19 protein-coding genes and 2 tRNA genes are annotated in these 19,336 nt (G+C 55.1%); 3 read left to right on the top strand and 18 right to left on the bottom strand.

The features are described from left to right. Positions 1–4: 4 nt before the first annotated feature. The 3 genes from rlmH to RW65_RS01810 all read right to left on the bottom strand — a co-directional run bounded on the left by rlmH (position 5) and on the right by RW65_RS01810 (position 1,653). A complete protein-coding gene (gene rlmH, locus RW65_RS01820; RefSeq protein ID WP_017455886.1) occupies positions 5–472 on the bottom strand; it encodes a 23S rRNA (pseudouridine(1915)-N(3))-methyltransferase RlmH in 468 nt (155 codons plus the stop codon). A 3-nt stretch (positions 473–475) separates the two neighbouring features. Continuing rightward, positions 476–793, bottom strand: coding sequence for a ribosome silencing factor (gene rsfS / locus RW65_RS01815; protein ID WP_039054943.1), 318 nt, complete (start codon positions 791–793; stop codon positions 476–478). Positions 794–1,035: 242 nt separating this feature from the next. Next, entirely contained in the window at positions 1,036–1,653 is a 618-nt protein-coding gene (locus RW65_RS01810; protein WP_039054942.1) for an adenosylcobalamin/alpha-ribazole phosphatase, read from the bottom strand. A gap of 98 nt (positions 1,654–1,751) precedes the next feature. Here RW65_RS01810 and cobD point away from each other — a divergent pair, with 98 nt between their 5' ends. Further along, positions 1,752–2,846, top strand: a complete 1,095-nt coding sequence (gene cobD / locus RW65_RS01805) for a threonine-phosphate decarboxylase CobD (protein WP_039054940.1) — start codon at positions 1,752–1,754, stop codon at positions 2,844–2,846. Here cobD and nadD read toward each other — a convergent pair. The 4 genes from nadD to leuS are packed head-to-tail and all read right to left on the bottom strand — an operon-like array spanning position 2,821 to position 7,655. Beyond that, complete coding sequence (nadD, locus tag RW65_RS01800) at positions 2,821–3,462, bottom strand: nicotinate-nucleotide adenylyltransferase (RefSeq protein WP_039054939.1); 642 nt, start codon at positions 3,460–3,462, stop codon at positions 2,821–2,823. The two genes, cobD and nadD, sit on opposite strands and share 26 nt — an antisense overlap. 1 nt (position 3,463) lies before the next feature. Continuing rightward, positions 3,464–4,495, bottom strand: a complete 1,032-nt coding sequence (gene holA, locus RW65_RS01795) for a DNA polymerase III subunit delta (RefSeq protein WP_039054938.1) — start codon at positions 4,493–4,495, stop codon at positions 3,464–3,466. Then, positions 4,495–5,058 carry an LPS assembly lipoprotein LptE gene (gene lptE, locus RW65_RS01790; RefSeq protein WP_039054937.1) on the bottom strand — a complete coding sequence of 188 codons (564 nt, stop codon included), beginning with the start codon at positions 5,056–5,058 and terminating at the stop codon, positions 4,495–4,497. The genes holA and lptE overlap by 1 nt, the downstream gene beginning before the upstream one ends. Positions 5,059–5,072: 14 nt before the next feature. Next, positions 5,073–7,655, bottom strand: coding sequence for a leucine--tRNA ligase (gene leuS, locus RW65_RS01785; protein WP_039054936.1), 2,583 nt, complete (start codon positions 7,653–7,655; stop codon positions 5,073–5,075). Positions 7,656–7,890: 235 nt separating this feature from the next. Between leuS and RW65_RS01780 the strand changes: the two genes are divergently transcribed. Next, positions 7,891–8,373: a zinc ribbon-containing protein gene (locus RW65_RS01780; RefSeq protein WP_039054935.1), complete on the top strand. Its 483-nt coding sequence runs from the start codon at positions 7,891–7,893 to the stop codon at positions 8,371–8,373. A 37-nt stretch (positions 8,374–8,410) separates the two neighbouring features. Here the strand turns inward: RW65_RS01780 and RW65_RS01775 are convergent, their stop codons facing one another. The 9 genes from RW65_RS01775 to miaB all read right to left on the bottom strand — a co-directional run bounded on the left by RW65_RS01775 (position 8,411) and on the right by miaB (position 17,618). Beyond that, positions 8,411–9,136 (bottom strand): amino acid ABC transporter ATP-binding protein, encoded by a 726-nt coding sequence (locus RW65_RS01775; protein WP_039054934.1) that lies wholly within the window; start codon positions 9,134–9,136, stop codon positions 8,411–8,413. Beyond that, the gene (gltK, locus tag RW65_RS01770; protein WP_039054933.1) at positions 9,136–9,810 is read right to left on the bottom strand and encodes a glutamate/aspartate ABC transporter permease GltK; all 675 of its coding nucleotides are present in this window, start codon (positions 9,808–9,810) and stop codon (positions 9,136–9,138) included. The genes RW65_RS01775 and gltK overlap by 1 nt, the downstream gene beginning before the upstream one ends. Positions 9,811–9,812: 2 nt before the next feature. Beyond that, the gene (locus tag RW65_RS01765) at positions 9,813–10,553 is read right to left on the bottom strand and encodes an amino acid ABC transporter permease (RefSeq protein ID WP_039054932.1); all 741 of its coding nucleotides are present in this window, start codon (positions 10,551–10,553) and stop codon (positions 9,813–9,815) included. Positions 10,554–10,710: 157 nt separating this feature from the next. Then, on the bottom strand, positions 10,711–11,640 hold the full coding sequence (locus RW65_RS01760) for an amino acid ABC transporter substrate-binding protein (RefSeq protein ID WP_039054931.1): 930 nt from the start codon (positions 11,638–11,640) through the stop codon (positions 10,711–10,713). Positions 11,641–12,013: 373 nt separating this feature from the next. Then, entirely contained in the window at positions 12,014–13,552 is a 1,539-nt protein-coding gene (gene lnt / locus RW65_RS01755) for an apolipoprotein N-acyltransferase (protein ID WP_039054930.1), read from the bottom strand. A gap of 5 nt (positions 13,553–13,557) precedes the next feature. Then, complete coding sequence (gene corC, locus RW65_RS01750) at positions 13,558–14,436, bottom strand: CNNM family magnesium/cobalt transport protein CorC (RefSeq protein ID WP_039054929.1); 879 nt, start codon at positions 14,434–14,436, stop codon at positions 13,558–13,560. Positions 14,437–14,541: 105 nt separating this feature from the next. Further along, positions 14,542–15,009 carry an rRNA maturation RNase YbeY gene (ybeY, locus tag RW65_RS01745; protein ID WP_039054928.1) on the bottom strand — a complete coding sequence of 156 codons (468 nt, stop codon included), beginning with the start codon at positions 15,007–15,009 and terminating at the stop codon, positions 14,542–14,544. Further along, the gene (locus RW65_RS01740) at positions 15,006–16,052 is read right to left on the bottom strand and encodes a PhoH family protein (protein WP_039054927.1); all 1,047 of its coding nucleotides are present in this window, start codon (positions 16,050–16,052) and stop codon (positions 15,006–15,008) included. Before RW65_RS01740 ends, ybeY begins: the two co-directional genes overlap by 4 nt. Positions 16,053–16,193: 141 nt before the next feature. Beyond that, positions 16,194–17,618 (bottom strand): tRNA (N6-isopentenyl adenosine(37)-C2)-methylthiotransferase MiaB, encoded by a 1,425-nt coding sequence (gene miaB / locus RW65_RS01735; RefSeq protein WP_039054926.1) that lies wholly within the window; start codon positions 17,616–17,618, stop codon positions 16,194–16,196. A gap of 171 nt (positions 17,619–17,789) precedes the next feature. Between miaB and ubiF the strand changes: the two genes are divergently transcribed. Continuing rightward, entirely contained in the window at positions 17,790–18,965 is a 1,176-nt protein-coding gene (ubiF, locus tag RW65_RS01730) for a 3-demethoxyubiquinol 3-hydroxylase (RefSeq protein ID WP_039054924.1), read from the top strand. Between the two features lie 80 nt (positions 18,966–19,045). On the opposite strand, the gene RW65_RS01725 is transcribed toward ubiF, so the two are convergent. Both RW65_RS01725 and RW65_RS01720 read right to left on the bottom strand, forming a co-directional pair. Continuing rightward, a tRNA-Gln gene (locus tag RW65_RS01725) sits at positions 19,046–19,120 on the bottom strand. A gap of 33 nt (positions 19,121–19,153) precedes the next feature. Next, a tRNA-Gln gene (locus RW65_RS01720) sits at positions 19,154–19,228 on the bottom strand. Positions 19,229–19,336: the final 108 nt, after the last annotated feature.

Genomic DNA, 19,336 nt, shown 5'->3' with positions numbered 1-19,336 from the left:
GTCATTACTCACGGTGATAAGGATGGTTGGTGGTAATACTCCATGCGCGATAGAGGCTTTCGGCAACCAGCACGCGCACCAGCGGGTGAGGTAACGTTAGCGCAGAGAGGGACCAACTCTGTTCTGCCGCCGCTTTACAGGCCGGGGAAAGCCCTTCCGGCCCGCCGATAAGCAAGCTGACGTCGCGCCCGTCTTGCTTCCAGCGTTCCAGCTCATTTGCCAGCTGCGGCGTATCCCAGGGTTTACCTGGAATATCGAGGGTAACGATGCGGTTTTTGCCAGCCGCGGCCAGCATCAGTTCACCCTCTTTGTCGAGAATGCGTTTAATATCTGCATTCTTGCCGCGCTTTCCTGCCGGAATTTCAATCAGCTCAAACGGCATATCTTTTGGAAAACGGCGCAGATATTCGCTAAAACCTGTCTGTACCCAGTCCGGCATTTTTGTGCCGACGGCGACCAGCTGCAGTTTCACGCATTAGCTCCAGAGTTTTTCCAGCTCATACAGGCGACGGCTCTCTTCCTGCATGACATGGACAATCACATCGCCCAAATCAACCACCACCCAATCGGCGGCGCTTTCACCTTCGACACCCAGCGGCAGCATGCCTGCGGCGCGAGATTCCTGGACAACGTGATCCGCAATAGAGATAACGTGACGAGTAGAGGTACCGGTGCAGATAATCATGCAATCGGTGATACTGGACTTACCCTGAACGTCAATGGCGACGATATCCTGACCTTTCAGGTCATCAATTTTGTCGATAACAAAATCCTGGAGTTCTTTACCCTGCAAGTGTTCCCCCTGGGGTGATTAAAAAACGTACTGTTAATGAACGGCCTGACATTATACCTGAAATGCGTTGATTGTCGGGGTGTGTGAGGCCCTGCAACGTCAAAAGTCGGCTATCATCCCATCCCGGCGGCGCGAATGCATTGCCAAATTTGTAAAACAATCTCTGCGCGCGGAGGATAGCAGCCTGTGAGGGCGTGTCAATGGCCGAATCAGCGCGCTAAACAGGATGGGCGAAAAACAGACTACGTTTCGTCTTTACGCCAAACTGCCCGACTATTTAGCACCCGTAACGTGACGTAATCATCCTGGATATCGATCGCGCTCCAGCACCCCTGATCGACACGAAAATGCCACAGCGACGCGGCGGGCATATTCAGCAAGCGGGCGATCAGCAGACTTAAAACGCCCTGGTGGCTGGCGATCAATACATCGTGGTAGGCGCTTTTTAACTCTCTTACCTGCGAGATCACCCGCTCAATGCGGCTGGAAAAAGCCTGAAAACCTTCGCCATTAGTGGGAACGGCATGCTGCCAGTCGGTACACCAGGCGGCGTAACTCTCCGCATCTTCGTGGGTTAAATCACGGTGATGGCGCATTTCCCAGTCGCCGAAAAACATTTCGTTAAGGAGCGCCGTGTTATGAACCCTAAGATCGCGCGCGTGCAGCACCCGCGCCACCGTCTGTTGTGCGCGTTCAAGTTCACTGCAGAGCACATAGTCAAAAGGCACATCAATAAGTAAATCGTGCAGCGTTTGTGCCTGGGCCAGCCCTTTTGGCGTTAGCGGCGTAGGGGAATGACCGCTATAAAGCCCGGCAACGTTCGCTTCCGTTTCGCCGTGGCGTATTAGCCAGAGTCGCATGGTTATCTCCCGTCTGGATTGCAGCGTAAAGTTTATCATCGCAGTCGCAAACAGAGCGCCTTTTTCCTTTAAGATAGCGGCTTTGCCCGGAGGGAAAGATGGCTTTATTTCATAGCGCCCACGGCGGTAATACCCGCGAGGCGGCAGAGTTGTTAGGCGTCCCGGCGGAGCAGCTGCTTGATTTCAGTGCCAATATTAACCCGGCGGGTATGCCGCCATCTCTCAAGCGTGCGTTGCAGGACAATTTGTCTCTCGCCGAACGCTATCCGGATGTGGAATATCAGCGTCTGCATCAGGTTCTTGCCGCCCATCACCAGTTGCCTGCGGCATGGATCCTCGCAGCCAACGGCGAGACGGAAGCGATTTTTATGCTGGTAAATCAGTTGAAACCGCGTAAAGCGCTGCTGATAACGCCGGGGTTTGCTGAGTATCGCCGCGCGCTGACGCAGGTCGGCTGTGAGATTAGCGACTTTCAACTGCATGAAGAAGAGGGTTGGCAACTAACGGATGCCCTGCTGAATGCGCTGACGCCCGAGCTGGATTGCCTGTTTCTCTGTACCCCCAATAATCCCACCGGATTATTGCCGGATGATGAGCTGCTGCATCGCATTGCCGCGCGCTGTAAAACCCTCGGTATCACGCTGATCCTTGATGAAGCGTTTATGGATTTTATTGCCGATCGCGAAGGGTTTATCCCGCACCTGGCGCGCAACCCGCACGTTTGGGTACTGCGTTCGCTCACCAAGTTTTACGCCATACCGGGTTTGCGGCTGGGGTATCTGCTGGGCAGCGACGAAAAGCAGATTCAGCGAATGCGCGAGGCACAGATGCCCTGGTCCATCAATGCCTTTGCTGCGCTGGCGGGGGAGGTGATTTTACAGGATAGCGACTATCAGCAGGCCAGCTGGCAATGGCTGGCGATGGCGCGCCCGCGTCTGTTTACGGCGTTAAACGCCCTGCCGGGATTAACCGTCTGGCCAGGCGTGGCGAACTATCTTTTCTTGCGCTGTGATGTACCGAATCTGGATTTACAGCGGGTATTGCTTGCCCGGCATATTTTAATTCGCAGCTGCGCAAACTATCCTGGGCTGGATGGGCGTTATTATCGCGTGGCGGTGCGTAGCGAGGCAGAAAACAATCGGCTTATCGTTGCAATGACGGCGGTGCTTAGCGGTACAAACCTTGCTGGTTAATATAGTCCAGCACCGGCGGGGGCAGCAGATCGTCACACTCTTCACCGTGGGAAATCCGTTCGCGAATCAGCGTGGCCGAAATGTTAAACCACGGGGTTTCCGCAATGAAAATCCGACCGGCGGGGAGGGCGTGAAGCTCGTCGGCATGGGGAGTGAGATGAGCATCGAGCCATTGTTGATCCTGCTCGCGCGCCATCGTCAACGGGTAACCTGGGCGGCGGGTAACGATCAGATGGCAGTTATCCAGAATGGTGTCGTATTGATACCAGCTCGGGAACGTCAGCAGGGAATCCAGCCCAATGATAAACGCCAGCGGGCGCTGCGGGCCTTGCTCTTCACGCCAGGCGCGTACCGTTTGCGCCGTGTAAGAGGGCGAATCCCTGAGAAGCTCACGATCGTCAAGGGTAAACAGAGGTTTGTCGGCAATCGCCAGCTCGACCATCTGTTTTCGCTGCTGGCTACTGGCTTTCGGCTGCGGGCGATGGGGCGGCACGTTATTGGGCATGATAATGACCCCGGAAAGACCAATCAGGTTGGCCAGCGCTTCCACCGGTTTCAGATGCCCATAATGGATTGGATCGAATGTCCCGCCATACAGTGCCTGTAAGTGATTCATATCAACCCTCAATAAAAACGTCTGCCAGTGCCTTATGACAGAGCAATAAAGAGAGCCCTTCCAGTTCGGCCCATACCGACTGGCCAAAATCTTGTTTAACAATCAATTCGATTCGGCTCAACAGATGGACGGCCTGACGCAGTTGATCGAGGCTCAGGCGTGCAACTGCCTCGCCCATTACGCCACGACGGTTTTGCCACACCCGATGTTTATCGAACAGCGCCCGCAGTGGCGTATGGGCCGACTGACGTTTCAGCGTCAGCAGCAACATTAACTCGCGCTGCACGGTGCGCAGCAGAATCACCGGCTCGCACGCTTCCAGCCGCAGCTGCGTGAGAATATGCAGCGCGCGTTTGCTTTTCCCTGCCAGCAGGGCATCGACCCAGTGGAAAGGGGTAAAGTGCGCAGCGTCGTTAACGGCGCTTTCTACGCGGGGCAGGGTTAATTTGCCGTCCGGCCACAGCAGCGACAAGCGTTCCAGCGCCTGCGCCAACGCCAGCAAATTTCCTTCGTAGCAGTAGCAGAGCAGCTGATTGGCTGCGTCATCCAGCACCAGCTTGTTTTGCTTCGCTCGGGCTGCCACCCAGCGCGGTAAATTCGCCTGTTCCGGCGTCTGGCAACTGACCTGCACCGCGCGGTTATTAAGCTGTGTTATCCATGCCGCGTTTTCTTGCGCTTTGGTCAGTTTGTTTCCGCGCACCGTCAGCAGCAGATCGTCATGCAGCAGACTGACCAGTTTTACCAGCTGTTCGTTGAGGGCGGCATTGGGACCATTTTCAGGCAATTGCAGTAGTAAGGTCTGGCGGCTGGAGAACAGGCTCATTGCCTGGCAGAGGGAGAAAATCTCATCCCAGTCAGTGCTGTTATCCAGCGTAAAGCTGTGGTGTTCGGTAAAGCCCTGCTGCTGAGCGGCCTGGCGTATGGCGTCCTGGCTCTCTTGCAATAGCAGCGGATCGTTACCCAATAATAAATACGCCGCGCGCAGCCCTTCATTAAGCTGCGCGCGGAGTTGTTCCGAATACAACCTGAGCATTAGCTACCCGGTTGCGCCGACGTAGAGGCCGGCGTTGTGGAGACGGCATTATGCGTGTTTTTCGCATCCTGCGTATGCACGCCAGGCAGTTTACGAATCAGCTGTTCGGCGGCTTTGTCGTACATCTCCTGAACGATCATTTCCTGTTCTGCGGCTTTCGCCAGCGCCGTTTGCGGGTTATCAAAGAAGGAGCGGTAAACATGGGTACTGATCGGGTAGATATCATGACCCGGGATCAATACGGTGGCGTTCACGCTCATGACCATTTGATATTCCGCGGTACGACCATCCTGGAATACAGAAGCGGTATCACGGGAAACGGCCACCGCCCCCAGACGCAGAGACGGCACGTCTTTACGTGTGGAGGTTTTATCCAGAATTTCGACGCCGTTCAAACGCAGCTGGCTGCGGATGGCGCGGCTCAGCGGGCCATTCGGATCGCTGGAGTCAAAGAACATGGTTTTCATTTCGCTCGGCACCTGAGTGGTGCTTCGCAAATGCCAGCCACAACCGGCGGTGATTAACACCGCCAGTGATATGAACAATGTTGCCAAATATCGCACGCTTCCTCCCGCGCTTAGCCAACGACCAGATTAAGCAGTTTACCCGGTACGTAAATCACTTTACGCACGGTAACGCCATCAAGATATTTTGCTACCAGATGTTCCTGGCCTGCGCGTTCACGCACTTGTTCTTCCGTCGCGTCGACGGCAACAGTAATTTTACCACGCACTTTACCGTTGACCTGTACGACCACAAGCGTAGTGTTTTCCACCATCGCTTTTTCGTCAGCTACCGGCCATGGCGCATTGTCGATATCGCCTTCGCCGCCCAGCTCCTGCCACAGGGTAAAGCTGGCGTGCGGGGTGAACGGGTTAAGCATACGCACGACGGCCAGCAGTGCTTCCTGCAGCAGCGCGCGATCTTGTTCGCTCTCCTGCGGCGCTTTTGCCAGCTTGTTCATCAGCTCCATAATCGCCGCGATGGCGGTGTTGAAGGTCTGACGGCGGCCAATATCATCGGATACTTTGGCGATAGTTTTGTGCACGTCACGACGCAGGGCCTGCTGATCTTCACTTAACGCCGCCACATCCAGCGCGCTTACCGGACCCTGCGAGGTGTGTTCATACACCAGCTTCCAGACGCGTTTCAGGAAGCGGTTAGCCCCTTCCACGCCGGACTCCTGCCACTCCAGCGTCATATCGGCCGGTGAAGCAAACATCATAAACAGACGTACGGTGTCCGCGCCGTAACGTTCAACCATCTCTTGCGGGTCGATACCGTTGTTTTTCGACTTGGACATTTTGCTCATGCCGGTATACACCAGCTCGTGGCCTGCCGGGTCTGTCGCTTTAACAATGCGGCCTTTCTCGTCGCGCTCAACGATAGCGTCTTTCGGCGAAACCCAGTTACGCTCGCCGTTTACACCCACGTAGTAAAACGCGTCCGCCAGTACCATACCCTGACACAGCAGCTGTTTGGCTGGTTCGTCAGAGTTGACCATGCCCGCGTCGCGCATCAGCTTGTGGAAGAAGCGGAAGTAGAGCAGGTGCATAATGGCGTGTTCGATACCGCCGATGTAGATATCAACCGGCAGCCAGTAGTTCGCCGCTTTCGGGTCGAGCATACCTTCGCTGTATTGCGGGCAGGTGTAACGCGCGTAGTACCAGGAAGACTCCATAAAGGTGTCAAAAGTGTCGGTTTCACGCAGCGCAGGCTGGCCGTTAACGGTGGTTTTCGCCCACTCAGGATCGGCTTTAATCGGGCTGGTGATACCGTCCATCACCACATCCTCCGGCAGGATCACCGGCAGGTTTTCTTCTGGCGTTGGAATCACAGTACCGTCTTCCAGCGTCACCATCGGGATCGGTGCGCCCCAGTAACGCTGACGGGAAACGCCCCAGTCGCGCAGACGAAAGTTCACTTTACGCTCGCCCACGCCTTTCGCCGCCAGCTTGTCAGCAATGGCGTTGAAGGCAGCGGTAAAGTCGAGACCGTCGAATTCGCCGGAGTTAAACAGCACGCCTTTTTCGGTCATTGCCTGCTCGCTGAGATCCGGCGCTGTGCCGTCCGCATTGAGAATAACCGGTTTAATCGGCAGGTCGTATTTGGTGGCGAACTCGTAATCGCGCTGATCGTGACCCGGAACGGCCATCACCGCGCCGGTGCCGTACTCCATCAGCACAAAGTTTGCCGCCCATACCGGAATCGCTTCGCCGGTCAATGGGTGAATAGCTTTCAGGCCGGTATCAATGCCTTTTTTCTCCATTGTCGCCATATCTGCTTCGGCAACTTTGGTATTACGGCACTCGTCAATAAAGGCAACCAGCTCCGGTTTGTTCGCCGCTGCCTGCTGCGCCAGCGGATGACCCGCCGCAACGGCCAGGTAAGTCGCGCCGATAAAGGTGTCCGGGCGGGTAGTGTAGACCGTCAGTTTCTGCTCACTGTCCTGCACGTCAAAGGTGATTTCCACACCTTCGGAACGGCCAATCCAGTTACGCTGCATGGTTTTAACGGTATCCGGCCAGTGGTCCAGATTATCCAGGTCGTTCAGCAGTTCGTCGGCGTAGGCGGTGATTTTGATAAACCACTGCGGGATCTCTTTACGCTCAACTTTGGTGTCGCAGCGCCAGCAGCAGCCGTCGATCACCTGCTCGTTTGCCAGCACCGTCTGGTCATTCGGGCACCAGTTCACCGCCGACGTTTTCTTATACACCAGCCCTTTTTTGTAAAGCTCTGTGAAGAATTTTTGTTCCCAGCGGTAATATTCCGGGGTACAGGTCGCCAGCTCGCGGCTCCAGTCATAACCGAAGCCCAGCATTTTGAGCTGGTTTTTCATGTAGGCGATATTGTCGTAGGTCCAGGGTGCCGGTGCGGTGTTATTTTTTACCGCCGCGCCTTCCGCCGGCAGGCCGAATGCGTCCCAGCCAATCGGCTGCAGCACGTTTTTGCCCAGCATGCGCTGGTAGCGGGAAATCACATCGCCGATGGTGTAGTTACGGACATGGCCCATGTGTAGTCGGCCAGAAGGATAGGGCAGCATTGACAGGCAATAGTATTTCTCTTTGCTCTCGTCTTCGGTGACTTCAAATGTGCGCTTCTCTTCCCAGTGGCGCTGTACGTTGGATTCTATCTCTTCCGGGCGGTATTGCTCTTGCATGGCAGCCAGTAGTCCTGTTTTTGCTACAGCTACAAATGTAGCGTTGTGACGTGATTTTTCGAAAGGCATAGCATAGCCCAAACGCCACTCTCAAAACAGCCTTTCCGCGACGCGGGGACGAAATTGCCGTGCCTTTTCGCCGACAACTTTTTGCCAACTGTGCGGGTGAGTCGGCACTGGCAGTTGCAAATAACGTCTACCATTAGAGAGAGTTACTGAACCGGGAGGTGAAACGATGAACAAGGTTGCTCATTTTTACCGTCAACAGGTGGCGACATTGACCGAACGCTTGCGCAATGGAGAGCGTGATATTGACGCATTGGTTGAACAGGCGCGCCAGCACGTCGCCAGGACCGGTGAGTTAACGCATACCGAAGTTGACGAGCTGATGCGGGCTATCCGCCGCGATCTGGAGGAGTTTGCCCGCAGCTACAGTGAAAGTCAGGAAGAGGTGACCGACAGCGTCTTTATGCGGGTGATTAAAGAGAGTATCTGGCAGGAATTAGCGGATATTACCGATAAAACGCAGCTTGAATGGCGCGAAGTTTTCCAGGATCTCAATCATCACGGTGTCTACCACAGCGGTGAAGTGGTGGGGCTGGGGAATCTGGTGTGTGAAAAGTGTCATTTCCATCTGGCGGTTTATACGCCGGATATCTTGCCGCTCTGTCCGAAATGCGGCCACGATCAGTTCCAGCGTCGCCCGTTTGAACCCTAACAGAGAGCGCCTGCCCAATAGGGGCAGGCGCCTGTTATTAATGCAGAATTTTCGCGAGGAAGTCTTTCGCCCGTTCCGATTTCGGATTGTCGAAGAAGGCGTCTTTCGCTGAATCTTCGACAATTTTCCCCTCATCCATAAAGATCACCCGGCTGGCCACTTTGCGCGCGAAGCCCATTTCGTGGGTAACCACCATCATGGTCATCCCTTCGTTCGCCAGTTCGACCATCACATCCAGCACTTCGTTGATCATCTCCGGGTCGAGAGCCGACGTCGGTTCATCAAACAGCATCGCCACCGGATCCATACACAGCGCGCGGGCAATCGCCACGCGCTGCTGCTGACCGCCTGAAAGCTGCGCCGGGAACTTATTGGCATGCGCCGACAGCCCGACGCGCTCCAGCAGCTTCAGCCCCTTGTCGCGGGCGGCAGCTTTGTCGCGTTTTAGCACTTTTACCTGCGCCAGCGTCAGGTTCTCAATGATCGACAGGTGCGGGAACAGCTCAAAGTGCTGGAACACCATACCGACGTGGGAGCGCAACTCCGCGAGGTTGGTTTTCTTATCATTCACTTTGGTGCCGTTGACGACAATCTCGCCTTTCTGCACCGGTTCGAGGCCGTTAACGGTTTTAATCAGGGTCGATTTGCCCGAGCCCGACGGACCGCAAACCACCACTACTTCGCCTTTTTTCACTTCGGTGGAGCAATCGGTCAACACCTGAAAGTGACCATACCATTTAGAAACATTTTTCAGGGAAATCATTAGACGGTCCTTTTCTTCAGCCAGCTGACCAACAGCGAAGCACTAAGACTGATAACAAAATAGACTGCACCGGCAAACAGGATCATTTCGACCTGCGTACCGTCACGCTCGCCAATCGTCGAGGCGGTGCGGAAGAAGTCCGCGAGGCTCAGCACATAGACCAGCGAGGTATCCTGGAACAGCACGATCCCCTGCGTAAGCAGCAGCGGCACCATGGCGCGAAACGCCTGCGGCAAAATAATTAATTTCATCGACTGCCAGTGCGTCATACCCAGCGCCAGCGCGGCGCTCGACTGCCCGCGAGAGATACTCTGGATACCGGCGCGAATAATTTCTGAATAGTAAGCCGCTTCAAACATTGAGAAGGCCACCATCGCAGAGATCAGCCGGATATCGGTTTTCGGAGAAAGTCCCAGCACGTTTTGCAGAAAGCCCGGTACGATCAGGTAAAACCACAGCAGCACCATCACTAACGGAATGGAGCGGAATACGTTCACGTAGCTCTTGGCAAACCAGCGTAGCGGGGCAAAGGTCGACAGACGCATCACCGCCAGCAGCGTTCCCCAGATGATACCGACCACAATGGCAATCGCCGTGATCTTCAGGGTGACGAGAAGCCCCGCCAGCAGATAGGGCAGTGCAGGCCCGATTGAACTCCAGTCAAACTCGTACATGATTATTTGCCCCCCATATTGCCCGGCAGGCGAATTTTGCGTTCAACAAGGTTCATCACCACCATAATCAGGGTGTTTATCAGCACATAGGCGACGGTGATGGCGGTAAACGATTCCCACGCGTGGGCGGAGTAATCGAGTAATTTCCCCGCCTGCGCCGCCATATCCACCAGCCCAATGGTCGAGGCGATGGCGGAGTTTTTCACCAGGTTCATCATCTCTGAGGTCATCGGCGGCACAATTACCCGGTACGCATTCGGCAGTAATACATAACGGTAGGTTTGCGTTAGGGTCAGCCCCATTGCCAGACCGGCGTTTTTTTGCCCGCGCGGCAGCGACTGAATCGCGGCACGCACCTGCTCACAGACGCGGGCGGCGGTAAACAGCCCGAGGCAGATCATCGACGAGAGGAAGAACTGAATATTGGGGTCCAGTTCCGATTTAAACCACATGCCGAGATTTTCCGGCAGCAGTTCTGGCACCACCAGATACCAGGTAAAGAACTGCACAATCAGCGGCACGTTACGGAACAGTTCGACATATAAAGTGCCAATGCCGGACAGGAGACGGTTGGGAACGGTTCGCAGGATGCCAAACAGAGAGCCTACAAGAAAAGCGATAATCCAGGCCGTCACGGAAAGGGCGATAGTGACCTGAAAACCACTCCATAGCCAGCCAAGATAGGTGGTGTTGCCGAACGGGGCCTGTTGCAGGAATATTCCCCAGTTCCAGTCTATGGACATAAATCTACTCCGGAAAAAAAGGGTAGCAGCGCTACCCTCGAAGATTGTATGAAGAGCGAGTTTTCTCGCCGGGTGGGGAACGACCACTCAGCGTATAGTCTGTCCGTGCTGCTTCGACAATCGAGAGGGCAGGCGCACCCGCCCCTAATGGTTTTAATTAGTTCAGAGCTTTGTCATTCGGTTCTTTGAACAGCGCTTTCATATCGTCAGAGAGATCGAAATTAAGGTTCATGTTTTTTGGCGGAATTGGGTTCTTAAACCATTTGGTGAAGGATTTTTCCGCCGCACCGGAGGTTTGCATCTGAGCGATGGTTTCATCCATCAGCTTTTTAAACTCCGGATCGTTTTTACGCAGCATGCAGCCGTAAGCTTCTTTTGATTGCGGCGTGCCGACGATCTCCCAGTTGTCCTGTTTTTTCGCCTTCGCACGTTCGCCCGCTAACAGCGCATCATCCATCATAAAGGCCACGGCGCGGCCGCTTTCGAGGGTACGGAACGAGTCACCATGGTCTTTGGCACTGATAATGCGCATCTCCATTTTCTTCTCGTCGTTCAGCTTGTTAAGCAGAATTTCCGAGGTGGTGCCGGAGGTGACGACCACGGCTTTGCCTTTCAGGTCGGCGAAATCTTTGACAGGCCCGCCTTTTTTGGTCAGCAGACGCGTTCCGACGACGAAAATGGTGTCAGAGAAGGCGGCTTGTTTCTGGCGCTCAACGTTGTTGGTGGTGGAGCCACATTCAAAGTCGAAAGTGCCGTTTTGCAGCAGCGGAATACGGTTTTGCGAGGTGATAGGAATAAGCTTCACCGCCAGATCCGGCTTGTTAAGCTTTTTCTTTACTGCTTCAACGATAGCGTTGGAGTAATCCTGAGAATAGCCCACTACTTTCTGTTCGTTATCGTAATAGGAGAACGGTACGGAAGATTCACGGTGGCCTACGACGATAACGCCGTTTTTAGCAATTTTATCCAGCGTAGCTTGTTGATCGGCCGGCGCGGCGGCGTCGGCAGGTTTTGCATCTTCAGCGTGCACCAGACCGGCGGACAGTCCCATCACCAGCATCGCGGCGGCCAGTTTACGTAATTGCATATCCAGACTCCTTTATCGTCAGCGCCAGAGACGCCAGTTGATACCCGTTGTGTGTATTGTGTTGTTTTTTTTCTGCGACATTTGTGTGCAGTTGTGTTTGTTACATTTAGTCTGGCTTAATGTAAAGATTTTGCTGCGGTATTGTTTATTTTTGCGAGGCGCGCCGCACCGTTTAGAGGCAAAAATCTTCCGTTGCACCAGAATAGTGCTGCTACCGATCGCTGTCGGTGCGAGATGCTTGCCCGTCAGCGGATTTCAAAGCCACCTGATTACTATAAGCAAACGGCATGCCATAAATGGCTTCTGGGGAAATTGCAGAGTAAGGGGGGAAAAAGCCCGGCAGGCACTGCGCTACCGGGCGAAGTATGTAGGATTAACGGCGGCGCTGACGCAGACTCATCACCAGCGCGCCAAAGCCCAGCAGCGCGGTAATGATCCACAGCGGCCAGTTACCCGCACGAGCGTACGGCGTGAGGCCTGTCGTTGGCGTGACGTTTGTCGTCAGTACCTGGCGAGTAAACTGCGGGATCATGGTCTGAATCTCACCCTGCGGACCAATCACCGCCGTAATACCGTTGTTGGTGCTGCGCAGCAGCGGGCGGGCCAGTTCGAGGGCGCGCATGCGGGCCATCTGGAAGTGTTGCCATGGGCCAATCGATTTACCAAACCAGGCATCATTAGAGATAGTCAGCAGAAAATCCGTATCGGGGTGGAAGTTATCCCGTACCTGCTCGCCAAGAATGATCTCATAGCAAATCGCCGCCGTCAGTTTCAGCCCGTGCGCGATCAGCGGCGGCTGAACGTACGCGCCACGGCTGAATGAGGACATCGGTAGATCGAAGAACGGTGCCAGCGGGCGCAGAATCGACTCCAGCGGCACAAACTCGCCAAACGGCACCAGATGGTTCTTGTTATAGCGATCGCTGGAGCTATAGCTGTAGGCGTTATCTTTGCCGAGGGTAATAATGGTGTTGTAGGTATCGTACCGGTTTTGCTTATTCAGCCGCGCATCGACAATCCCGGTGATCAGCGTGCTGTTGTTCGCCCGCAGCAGATTATCCATGGCGTTTAAATAGCGCTGCTGATTAATTTCCAGATCCGGCACCGCCGACTCCGGCCAGATAATCAGCTGGGATTTGCCCATGACCTGCTCGGTGGCCTGACCGTAGATATTCAGGGTGTTGAGCAGCTGATTTTCATCCCACTTCATGGACTGCGGGATATTCCCCTGCACCAGTGAAACCTGGGTGGTACGTTCCGGCAGCAGCTGATACCACTGGATATACCGCAGCGGGAAGGGCAGAGCAAACAGCACCAGCGCCGCGGCGAGCGCTCGCCAGCTACGGCGAACCAGCGCCAGTACCAGCAAACCGCTAACCGCCATCAGCAGGAAATTAATCGCTTCTACGCCCAGCACCGGTGCGAGGCCTTTCAGCGGCCCGTCTATCTGGCTATAACCAAACTGCAGCCACGGGAAACCCGTCAGCACCCAGCCGCGCAGGAACTCACTGATTTGCCACACCACGGGCGCGGCAATCGCCAGGCGCAGCCAGCTGGTTTGTGGCCACAGGCGCGACAGAATACCGGCGAACAGCCCGCTGTAGAGGGATAAATACGCCGCCAGCAGAGCCACGATGAAAATATTGACCGGGCCCGGCATGCCGCCGAACTGCGCAATACTGACATACACCCAGTGTACGCCGCTGCCAAACAGGCCAAGCCCCCAGAAATACCCGATCCAGGCTGCCTGTAACGGACGGCGATGAAGGGTTAAACCTTGCAAACCCATCAGGGAGATAACGGCGGCGGGCCAGAGGTCATAAGGAGAAAAAGCCAGCGTTCCGCTGGCTCCGAATAACAACGCCAGCAGCAGACGTACGCGCTGGCGCTCAAAAAGGGTGGCAAATACCATTTACACTACTCATCCAGTTTCGGTTGCGGAGAATCATCCGGCATTCTGACATGGACCTGAATAATACGTCGACTATCGGCCATCGCGACCTTGAATTGGTAACCATCAATGTCAATGGATTCGCCGCGTGCCGGTAGATGACCAAAGGCCTGCATTACCAGACCGCCGATGGTGTCCACTTCCTCATCGCTGAAATGGGTACCAAAGGTTTCATTGAAATCTTCTATCGGTGCCAGCGCGCGTACCGTCCAGGTGTGACGGCTGAGCTGGCGGAAATCGATATCCTCTTCTTCGTCGTACTCATCTTCGATTTCGCCGACGATCAGTTCAAGAATATCTTCGATAGTGACAAGGCCGGATACGCCGCCGAACTCATCAATCACGATAGCCATATGGTAACGCTGGGAACGGAACTCTTTCAGCATGCGATCGACACGCTTGCTTTCCGGCACAACCACCGCCGGGCGTAACACTTTTTCCATACTGAACGCTTCGGCGTCGCTGCGCATAAACGGCAGCAAGTCCTTCGCCATCAGGATCCCTTCGATGTGATCTTTGTCTTCACTGATCACCGGAAAACGCGAGTGGGCAGACTCGATAATGACATCGAGACATTCGTCCAGCGTCTGGTTGCGTTTCAGGGTGATCATTTGTGAGCGGGGGATCATGATGTCGCGAACGCGCTGGTCCGCAATATCCATTACCCCTTCCAGCATATCGCGCGTATCGTTATCGATAAGGTCGTTCTGCCCGGAGTCGCGGATCAGTTCCAGCAGCTCATCGCGGTTTTTGGGTTCGCCGTGAAAAAGCTGGCTCAGTAAAAGGGAGAAGAATCCCTTTTTGCTAGTGGTGTTATCGCTACTGTGTGAGTTATCGTCGCTCATGGCGTCGTGTGGGTTCTCGTGTTAGTGAATGTGTCGCTCGTCACGCGTAAACTCAGCGCCGGACGGCATTTTTAGCAGATTGCGCGCACCTTCGTGCGCGGCAACTTACTCTTTCTCGGAAATGTACGGATCCTCATAGCCCAGAGCAAGCATTATCTCTGTCTCGATCCCTTCCATCTCTTCGGCTTCATCATCGGCAATATGATCGTAACCCAGCAGGTGTAAACTGCCGTGCACCACCATATGCGCCCAGTGCGCATCCAGCGGTTTACCTTGCTCTTGCGCTTCCTGTTCCACCACCTGGCGGCAGATAATTAAATCCCCCAGCAGCGGCAGTTCGATACCCGGAGGCGCTTCGAAGGGAAAAGAGAGCACGTTGGTGGGTTTGTCTTTGCCCCGGTAAGTCAGGTTCAGCTCATGGCTTTCCGCATTGTCGACCAGACGAATGGTCACTTCCGCTTCTTCCTGAAACTGCGGGATAACCGCGTCCAGCCAGTGCTGAAACTGTGCTTCTTGCGGCAGGCCGCTGTTATCTTCACACGCTAACTGGAGATCGAGGATCACCTGGCTCATTTCTGCTCCTGCTCATGGGCTTCGCGTTTGCGCTCGGCGGCCAGCTCGGCTTTACGTTTCTGTTCCGCTTCTTCCCAGGCTTCATAGGCAATAACGATGCGGGCGACCACCGGATGGCGCACCACGTCTTCGCTGTGGAAGAAGTTGAAGCTAATTTCATCGACGTTCGCCAGCACTTCAATCGCATGGCGCAGGCCGGATTTGGTGCTGCGCGGCAGGTCAATCTGCGTGATATCGCCGGTGATCACCGCTTTCGAGTTAAAGCCAATACGCGTCAGGAACATCTTCATCTGTTCAATCGTCGTGTTCTGGCTCTCATCAAGAATGATAAAGGCGTCGTTGAGCGTTCGGCCGCGCATATAGGCCAGCGGCGCGACTTCAATCACGTTGCGCTCAATCAGCTTTTCCACACGTTCAAAGCCAATCATCTCAAACAGCGCGTCATACAGCGGGCGCAGATAGGGATCGACTTTCTGGCTGAGATCCCCAGGTAAGAAGCCGAGTTTCTCACCCGCTTCCACCGCCGGGCGGGTCAGCAGAATACGGCGTACTTCCTGACGCTCCAGCGCATCCACCGCTGCGGCGACCGCAAGGTAGGTTTTACCCGTGCCCGCCGGGCCCACGCCGAAGGTGATGTCATGATCGAGAATATTGGCGACGTACTGCGCCTGGTTCGGCGTACGCGGTTTGATCACCCCGCGCTTGGTCTTGATGTGAATCGCTTTGCCGTATTCCGGCACGCTCTCCGCGCTCTGTTCCAGCACGCGCGCTTCTTTGATTGCCAGATGGATCTGTTCGGGTTCGATATCCTGAATCTGACCGCGCATCGGGGCGGTATCGACATACAGGGTACGTAAAATGTCGGCTGCGGCGCTAACGCAAATTTCGCGACCGGTGAGTTTGAAGTGATTATCGCGGCGGTTGATTTCGATGCCCAGTCGCCGCTCCAGTTGTTTGACGTTGTCATCAAACGGGCCACACAGACTTAGCAGACGTGCGTTGTCCGCAGGCTCAAGGGTAATTTCACGCGTATCTATGTTCAAACTGTTCCTCTTTTCGATGTGTCGAGGGCTACGCCCATTAGGGAATTATTCACGGCATACCGGGAAGTCGCAAGCATTGCGCATGATGTTGGGTCAGACGAAAGGAAAAGCAAGGCCTGCCGGAAGGGCAGGCCGGAGGTATTATGGTTGATACAGACCGACGCCGAGATCGTTCTCTTTACGGGTACGGGCAATGACGGATTGCGGTGATTCCACCACGCGCAGGCCCATCTCTTCCTCGGTGCGCACCAGCACGCCGCGCAGGGAGTTCGGGTAAACATCAACGATTTCCACGTCGACAAATTTCCCGATCATCTCCGGTTTGCCTTCGAAATTCACCACGCGGTTATTTTCCGTACGGCCGGATAGCTCCATAATGCTTTTACGCGAGGTGCCTTCTACCAGGATTCGCTGGGTAGTACCGAGCATACGGCGGCTCCAGGCCATCGCCTGCTGGTTGATGCGTTCCTGCAGAATATAGAGACGCTGTTTTTTCTCCTCTTCCGGTACATCGTCAACCATATCGGCTGCCGGCGTACCCGGGCGGGCGGAGAAGATAAAGCTGTAGCTCATGTCGAAATTGACATCGGCAATCAGCTTCATGGTCTTTTCAAAATCCTCGGTGGTTTCACCCGGGAAGCCAACGATAAAGTCGGAGCTGATCTGAATATCCGGGCGCGCTTCACGCAGCTTACGGATAATCGCTTTGTACTCCAGCGCGGTATGGGTGCGGCTCATCAGATTGAGAATGCGATCGGAGCCGCTCTGTACCGGCAGATGCAGGAAGCTCACCAGCTCTGGCGTGTCGCGATAGACGTCGATAATGTCATCGGTGAACTCAATCGGATGGCTGGTGGTAAAACGAATGCGGTCGATACCATCAATCGCCGCCACCAGGCGCAGCAGCTCCGCAAAGGTGCCGACGCTGCCGTCGAAGTTCTCGCCGCGCCAGGCGTTAACGTTCTGCCCGAGCAGGTTCACTTCGCGTACGCCCTGGGCCGCCAGTTGGGCAATTTCAAACAGGATATCGTCGGAAGGACGGCTGACCTCTTCACCGCGGGTATAAGGCACCACGCAGTAAGTACAGTATTTGTTACAGCCTTCCATAATCGATACAAAAGCGGTTGGGCCATCGGCGCGCGGTTCCGGCAGGCGATCGAATTTTTCAATCTCCGGGAAACTGATATCCACCACCGGGCTGCGGGTACCGCGCACGGAGTTGATCATTTCCGGCAGGCGGTGCAGAGTTTGCGGCCCAAAAATAATATCAACATAGTGCGCGCGCTGGCGAATATGTTCACCTTCCTGCGATGCCACGCAGCCGCCGACACCGATAATTAGATCCGGATTTTTCTCTTTCAGCAGCTTCCAGCGGCCCAGCTGATGGAACACTTTTTCCTGCGCTTTTTCACGGATTGAGCAGGTATTAAGCAGCAGCACATCCGCCTCTTCCGCCACTTCGGTCAGTTGATAGCCGTGTGTGGCATCCAGCAGATCGGCCATCTTTGATGAATCGTATTCGTTCATCTGACAGCCCCAGGTTTTAATATGGAGTTTTTTTGTCATCGACTTGCTCTTGCTTAAGTTCGTTTACCCTGAGTATGACGGGGATCAGCCAGGATTGCAGGCCGCGTATTGTAATGCTTTGGTCGCGCGCTGACCAGTATGACGGTTGTCAGCCTCAAGGAGTAAAAAATCCGGTAAACTTAAGGCATTCTTGTTCAAGGACTATTAGCCATGACAAATCAATCCACTGACGTTGCCATCGTTGGCGGCGGTATGGTCGGCGGGGCGCTGGCGCTGGGGCTGGCGCAGCAGGGTTTTGCGGTGACCGTGATTGAAAAAAGCGAACCAGCGGCCTTTGATGCAACGGCGCAGCCGGATGTGCGTATTTCGGCGATAAGCGCTGCCTCGGTGGCGTTGCTGCGTGGGTTGGGCGTCTGGGAGAGCATTCAGGCGATGCGCTGCCACCCGTATCGACAGCTGGAAACCTGGGAGTGGGAAAACGCCCATGTGCTGTTTGACGCCCGCGAGCTTAAATTACCGCTGCTCGGGTATATGGTCGAAAACAGCGTGCTCCAGCGCGCGCTATGGGATGCGTTACAGGCGCACCCACAGGTGACGCTCCGAACCGGCGATGCATTATCAGCGCTACGTGCCGAGGGCGATCGCCAACAATTAACCTTCGCCGATGGCGAAACGCTGACGGCAAAACTGGTGGTCGGTGCCGATGGTGCCAATTCATGGGTGCGACAGGCTGCGGGGATTGGCATTCACGCCTGGCAATATCAGCAATCCTGCATGCTGATTACCGCGCAGTGCGCGAGCGAAGCGGGGGATAGCACCTGGCAACATTTTACGCCGGCGGGGCCGCGCGCCTTTTTACCGCTGTATGATAACTGGGCTTCACTGGTGTGGTATGACACACCCGCGCGCATTCGCCAATTGCAGACGTTAACTATGGCGCAGCTGGAGCAGGAGATCGGCCGCCATTTCCCGACGCGGCTGGGCGCGGTTAAACCGGTGGCTGCTGCCTCGTTCCCGCTGGCTCGCCGCCATGCGTTGCAATACGTGCGTTCAGGTCTTGCGCTGGTGGGCGACGCGGCGCATACCATTCATCCGCTGGCGGGGCAGGGGGTAAACCTGGGATATCGCGATGTGGAGGCTTTGCTGGATGTATTATCCAGCGCGCGTACACATGGAGAAGCCTGGTCCAGTTTTGGGGTGTTAAAGCGTTATCAGATGCGCCGTATGGCCGATAATTTCATTATGCAAAGCGGGATGGATCTTTTTTACGCCGGGTTCAGCAACTCACTGGGGCCGGTGCGGCTGCTGCGCAATCTCGGTCTGATGGCGGCGGCGCGAGCTGGCGTGTTGAAACGTCAGGCGCTGAAATATGCTTTAGGGTTGTAGTAACGGGCGGCGAGCGCGCCGCCGGATTTTGCGTGTGATAAAAACAAAAAAGCCCGCCGAAGCGAGCTTTTTTGTTTTGTTGGCTGGGGTACGAGGATTCGAACCTCGGAATGGTGGAATCAGAATCCACTGCCTTACCGCTTGGCGATACCCCAAAAGTGCGTTCGCAAAAGCAAACGTCTTGAAGATGGCTGGGGTACGAGGATTCGAACCTCGGGATGGTGGAATCAGAATCCACTGCCTTACCGCTTGGCGATACCCCAACAAATCTTTTTTCGGTTTAATGTCCTGAAACATTACACCTTTATATGGTGGCTACGACGGGAATCGAACCTGTGACCCCAGCATTATGAGTGCTGTGCTCTAACCAG

It is taken from the genome of Enterobacter sp. Bisph1 (genome assembly GCF_000814905.1).
Classification (GTDB): Bacteria; Pseudomonadota; Gammaproteobacteria; order Enterobacterales; family Enterobacteriaceae; genus Kosakonia.
The sequence above is the reverse complement of the archived record's forward strand: the minus strand, read 5'-3'. Positions and strand labels throughout refer to the sequence as shown.

Bases quoted from the DNA above. Each gene is read 5' to 3' on its own strand.
- RW65_RS01810 (WP_039054942.1), bottom strand. From the start codon at position 1,653: ATGCGACTCTGGCTAATACGCCACGGCGAAACGGAAGCGAACGTTGCC.
- cobD (WP_039054940.1), top strand. From the start codon at position 1,752: ATGGCTTTATTTCATAGCGCCCACGGCGGTAATACCCGCGAGGCGGCA.
- nadD (WP_039054939.1), bottom strand. From the start codon at position 3,462: ATGAATCACTTACAGGCACTGTATGGCGGGACATTCGATCCAATCCAT.
- holA (WP_039054938.1), bottom strand. From the start codon at position 4,495: ATGCTCAGGTTGTATTCGGAACAACTCCGCGCGCAGCTTAATGAAGGG.
- leuS (WP_039054936.1), bottom strand. From the start codon at position 7,655: ATGCAAGAGCAATACCGCCCGGAAGAGATAGAATCCAACGTACAGCGC.
- RW65_RS01780 (WP_039054935.1), top strand. From the start codon at position 7,891: ATGAACAAGGTTGCTCATTTTTACCGTCAACAGGTGGCGACATTGACC.
- RW65_RS01775 (WP_039054934.1), bottom strand. From the start codon at position 9,136: ATGATTTCCCTGAAAAATGTTTCTAAATGGTATGGTCACTTTCAGGTG.
- gltK (WP_039054933.1), bottom strand. From the start codon at position 9,810: ATGTACGAGTTTGACTGGAGTTCAATCGGGCCTGCACTGCCCTATCTG.
- RW65_RS01765 (WP_039054932.1), bottom strand. From the start codon at position 10,553: ATGTCCATAGACTGGAACTGGGGAATATTCCTGCAACAGGCCCCGTTC.
- RW65_RS01760 (WP_039054931.1), bottom strand. From the start codon at position 11,640: ATGCAATTACGTAAACTGGCCGCCGCGATGCTGGTGATGGGACTGTCC.
- lnt (WP_039054930.1), bottom strand. From the start codon at position 13,552: ATGGTATTTGCCACCCTTTTTGAGCGCCAGCGCGTACGTCTGCTGCTG.
- corC (WP_039054929.1), bottom strand. From the start codon at position 14,436: ATGAGCGACGATAACTCACACAGTAGCGATAACACCACTAGCAAAAAG.
- ybeY (WP_039054928.1), bottom strand. From the start codon at position 15,009: ATGAGCCAGGTGATCCTCGATCTCCAGTTAGCGTGTGAAGATAACAGC.
- miaB (WP_039054926.1), bottom strand. From the start codon at position 17,618: ATGACAAAAAAACTCCATATTAAAACCTGGGGCTGTCAGATGAACGAA.
- ubiF (WP_039054924.1), top strand. From the start codon at position 17,790: ATGACAAATCAATCCACTGACGTTGCCATCGTTGGCGGCGGTATGGTC.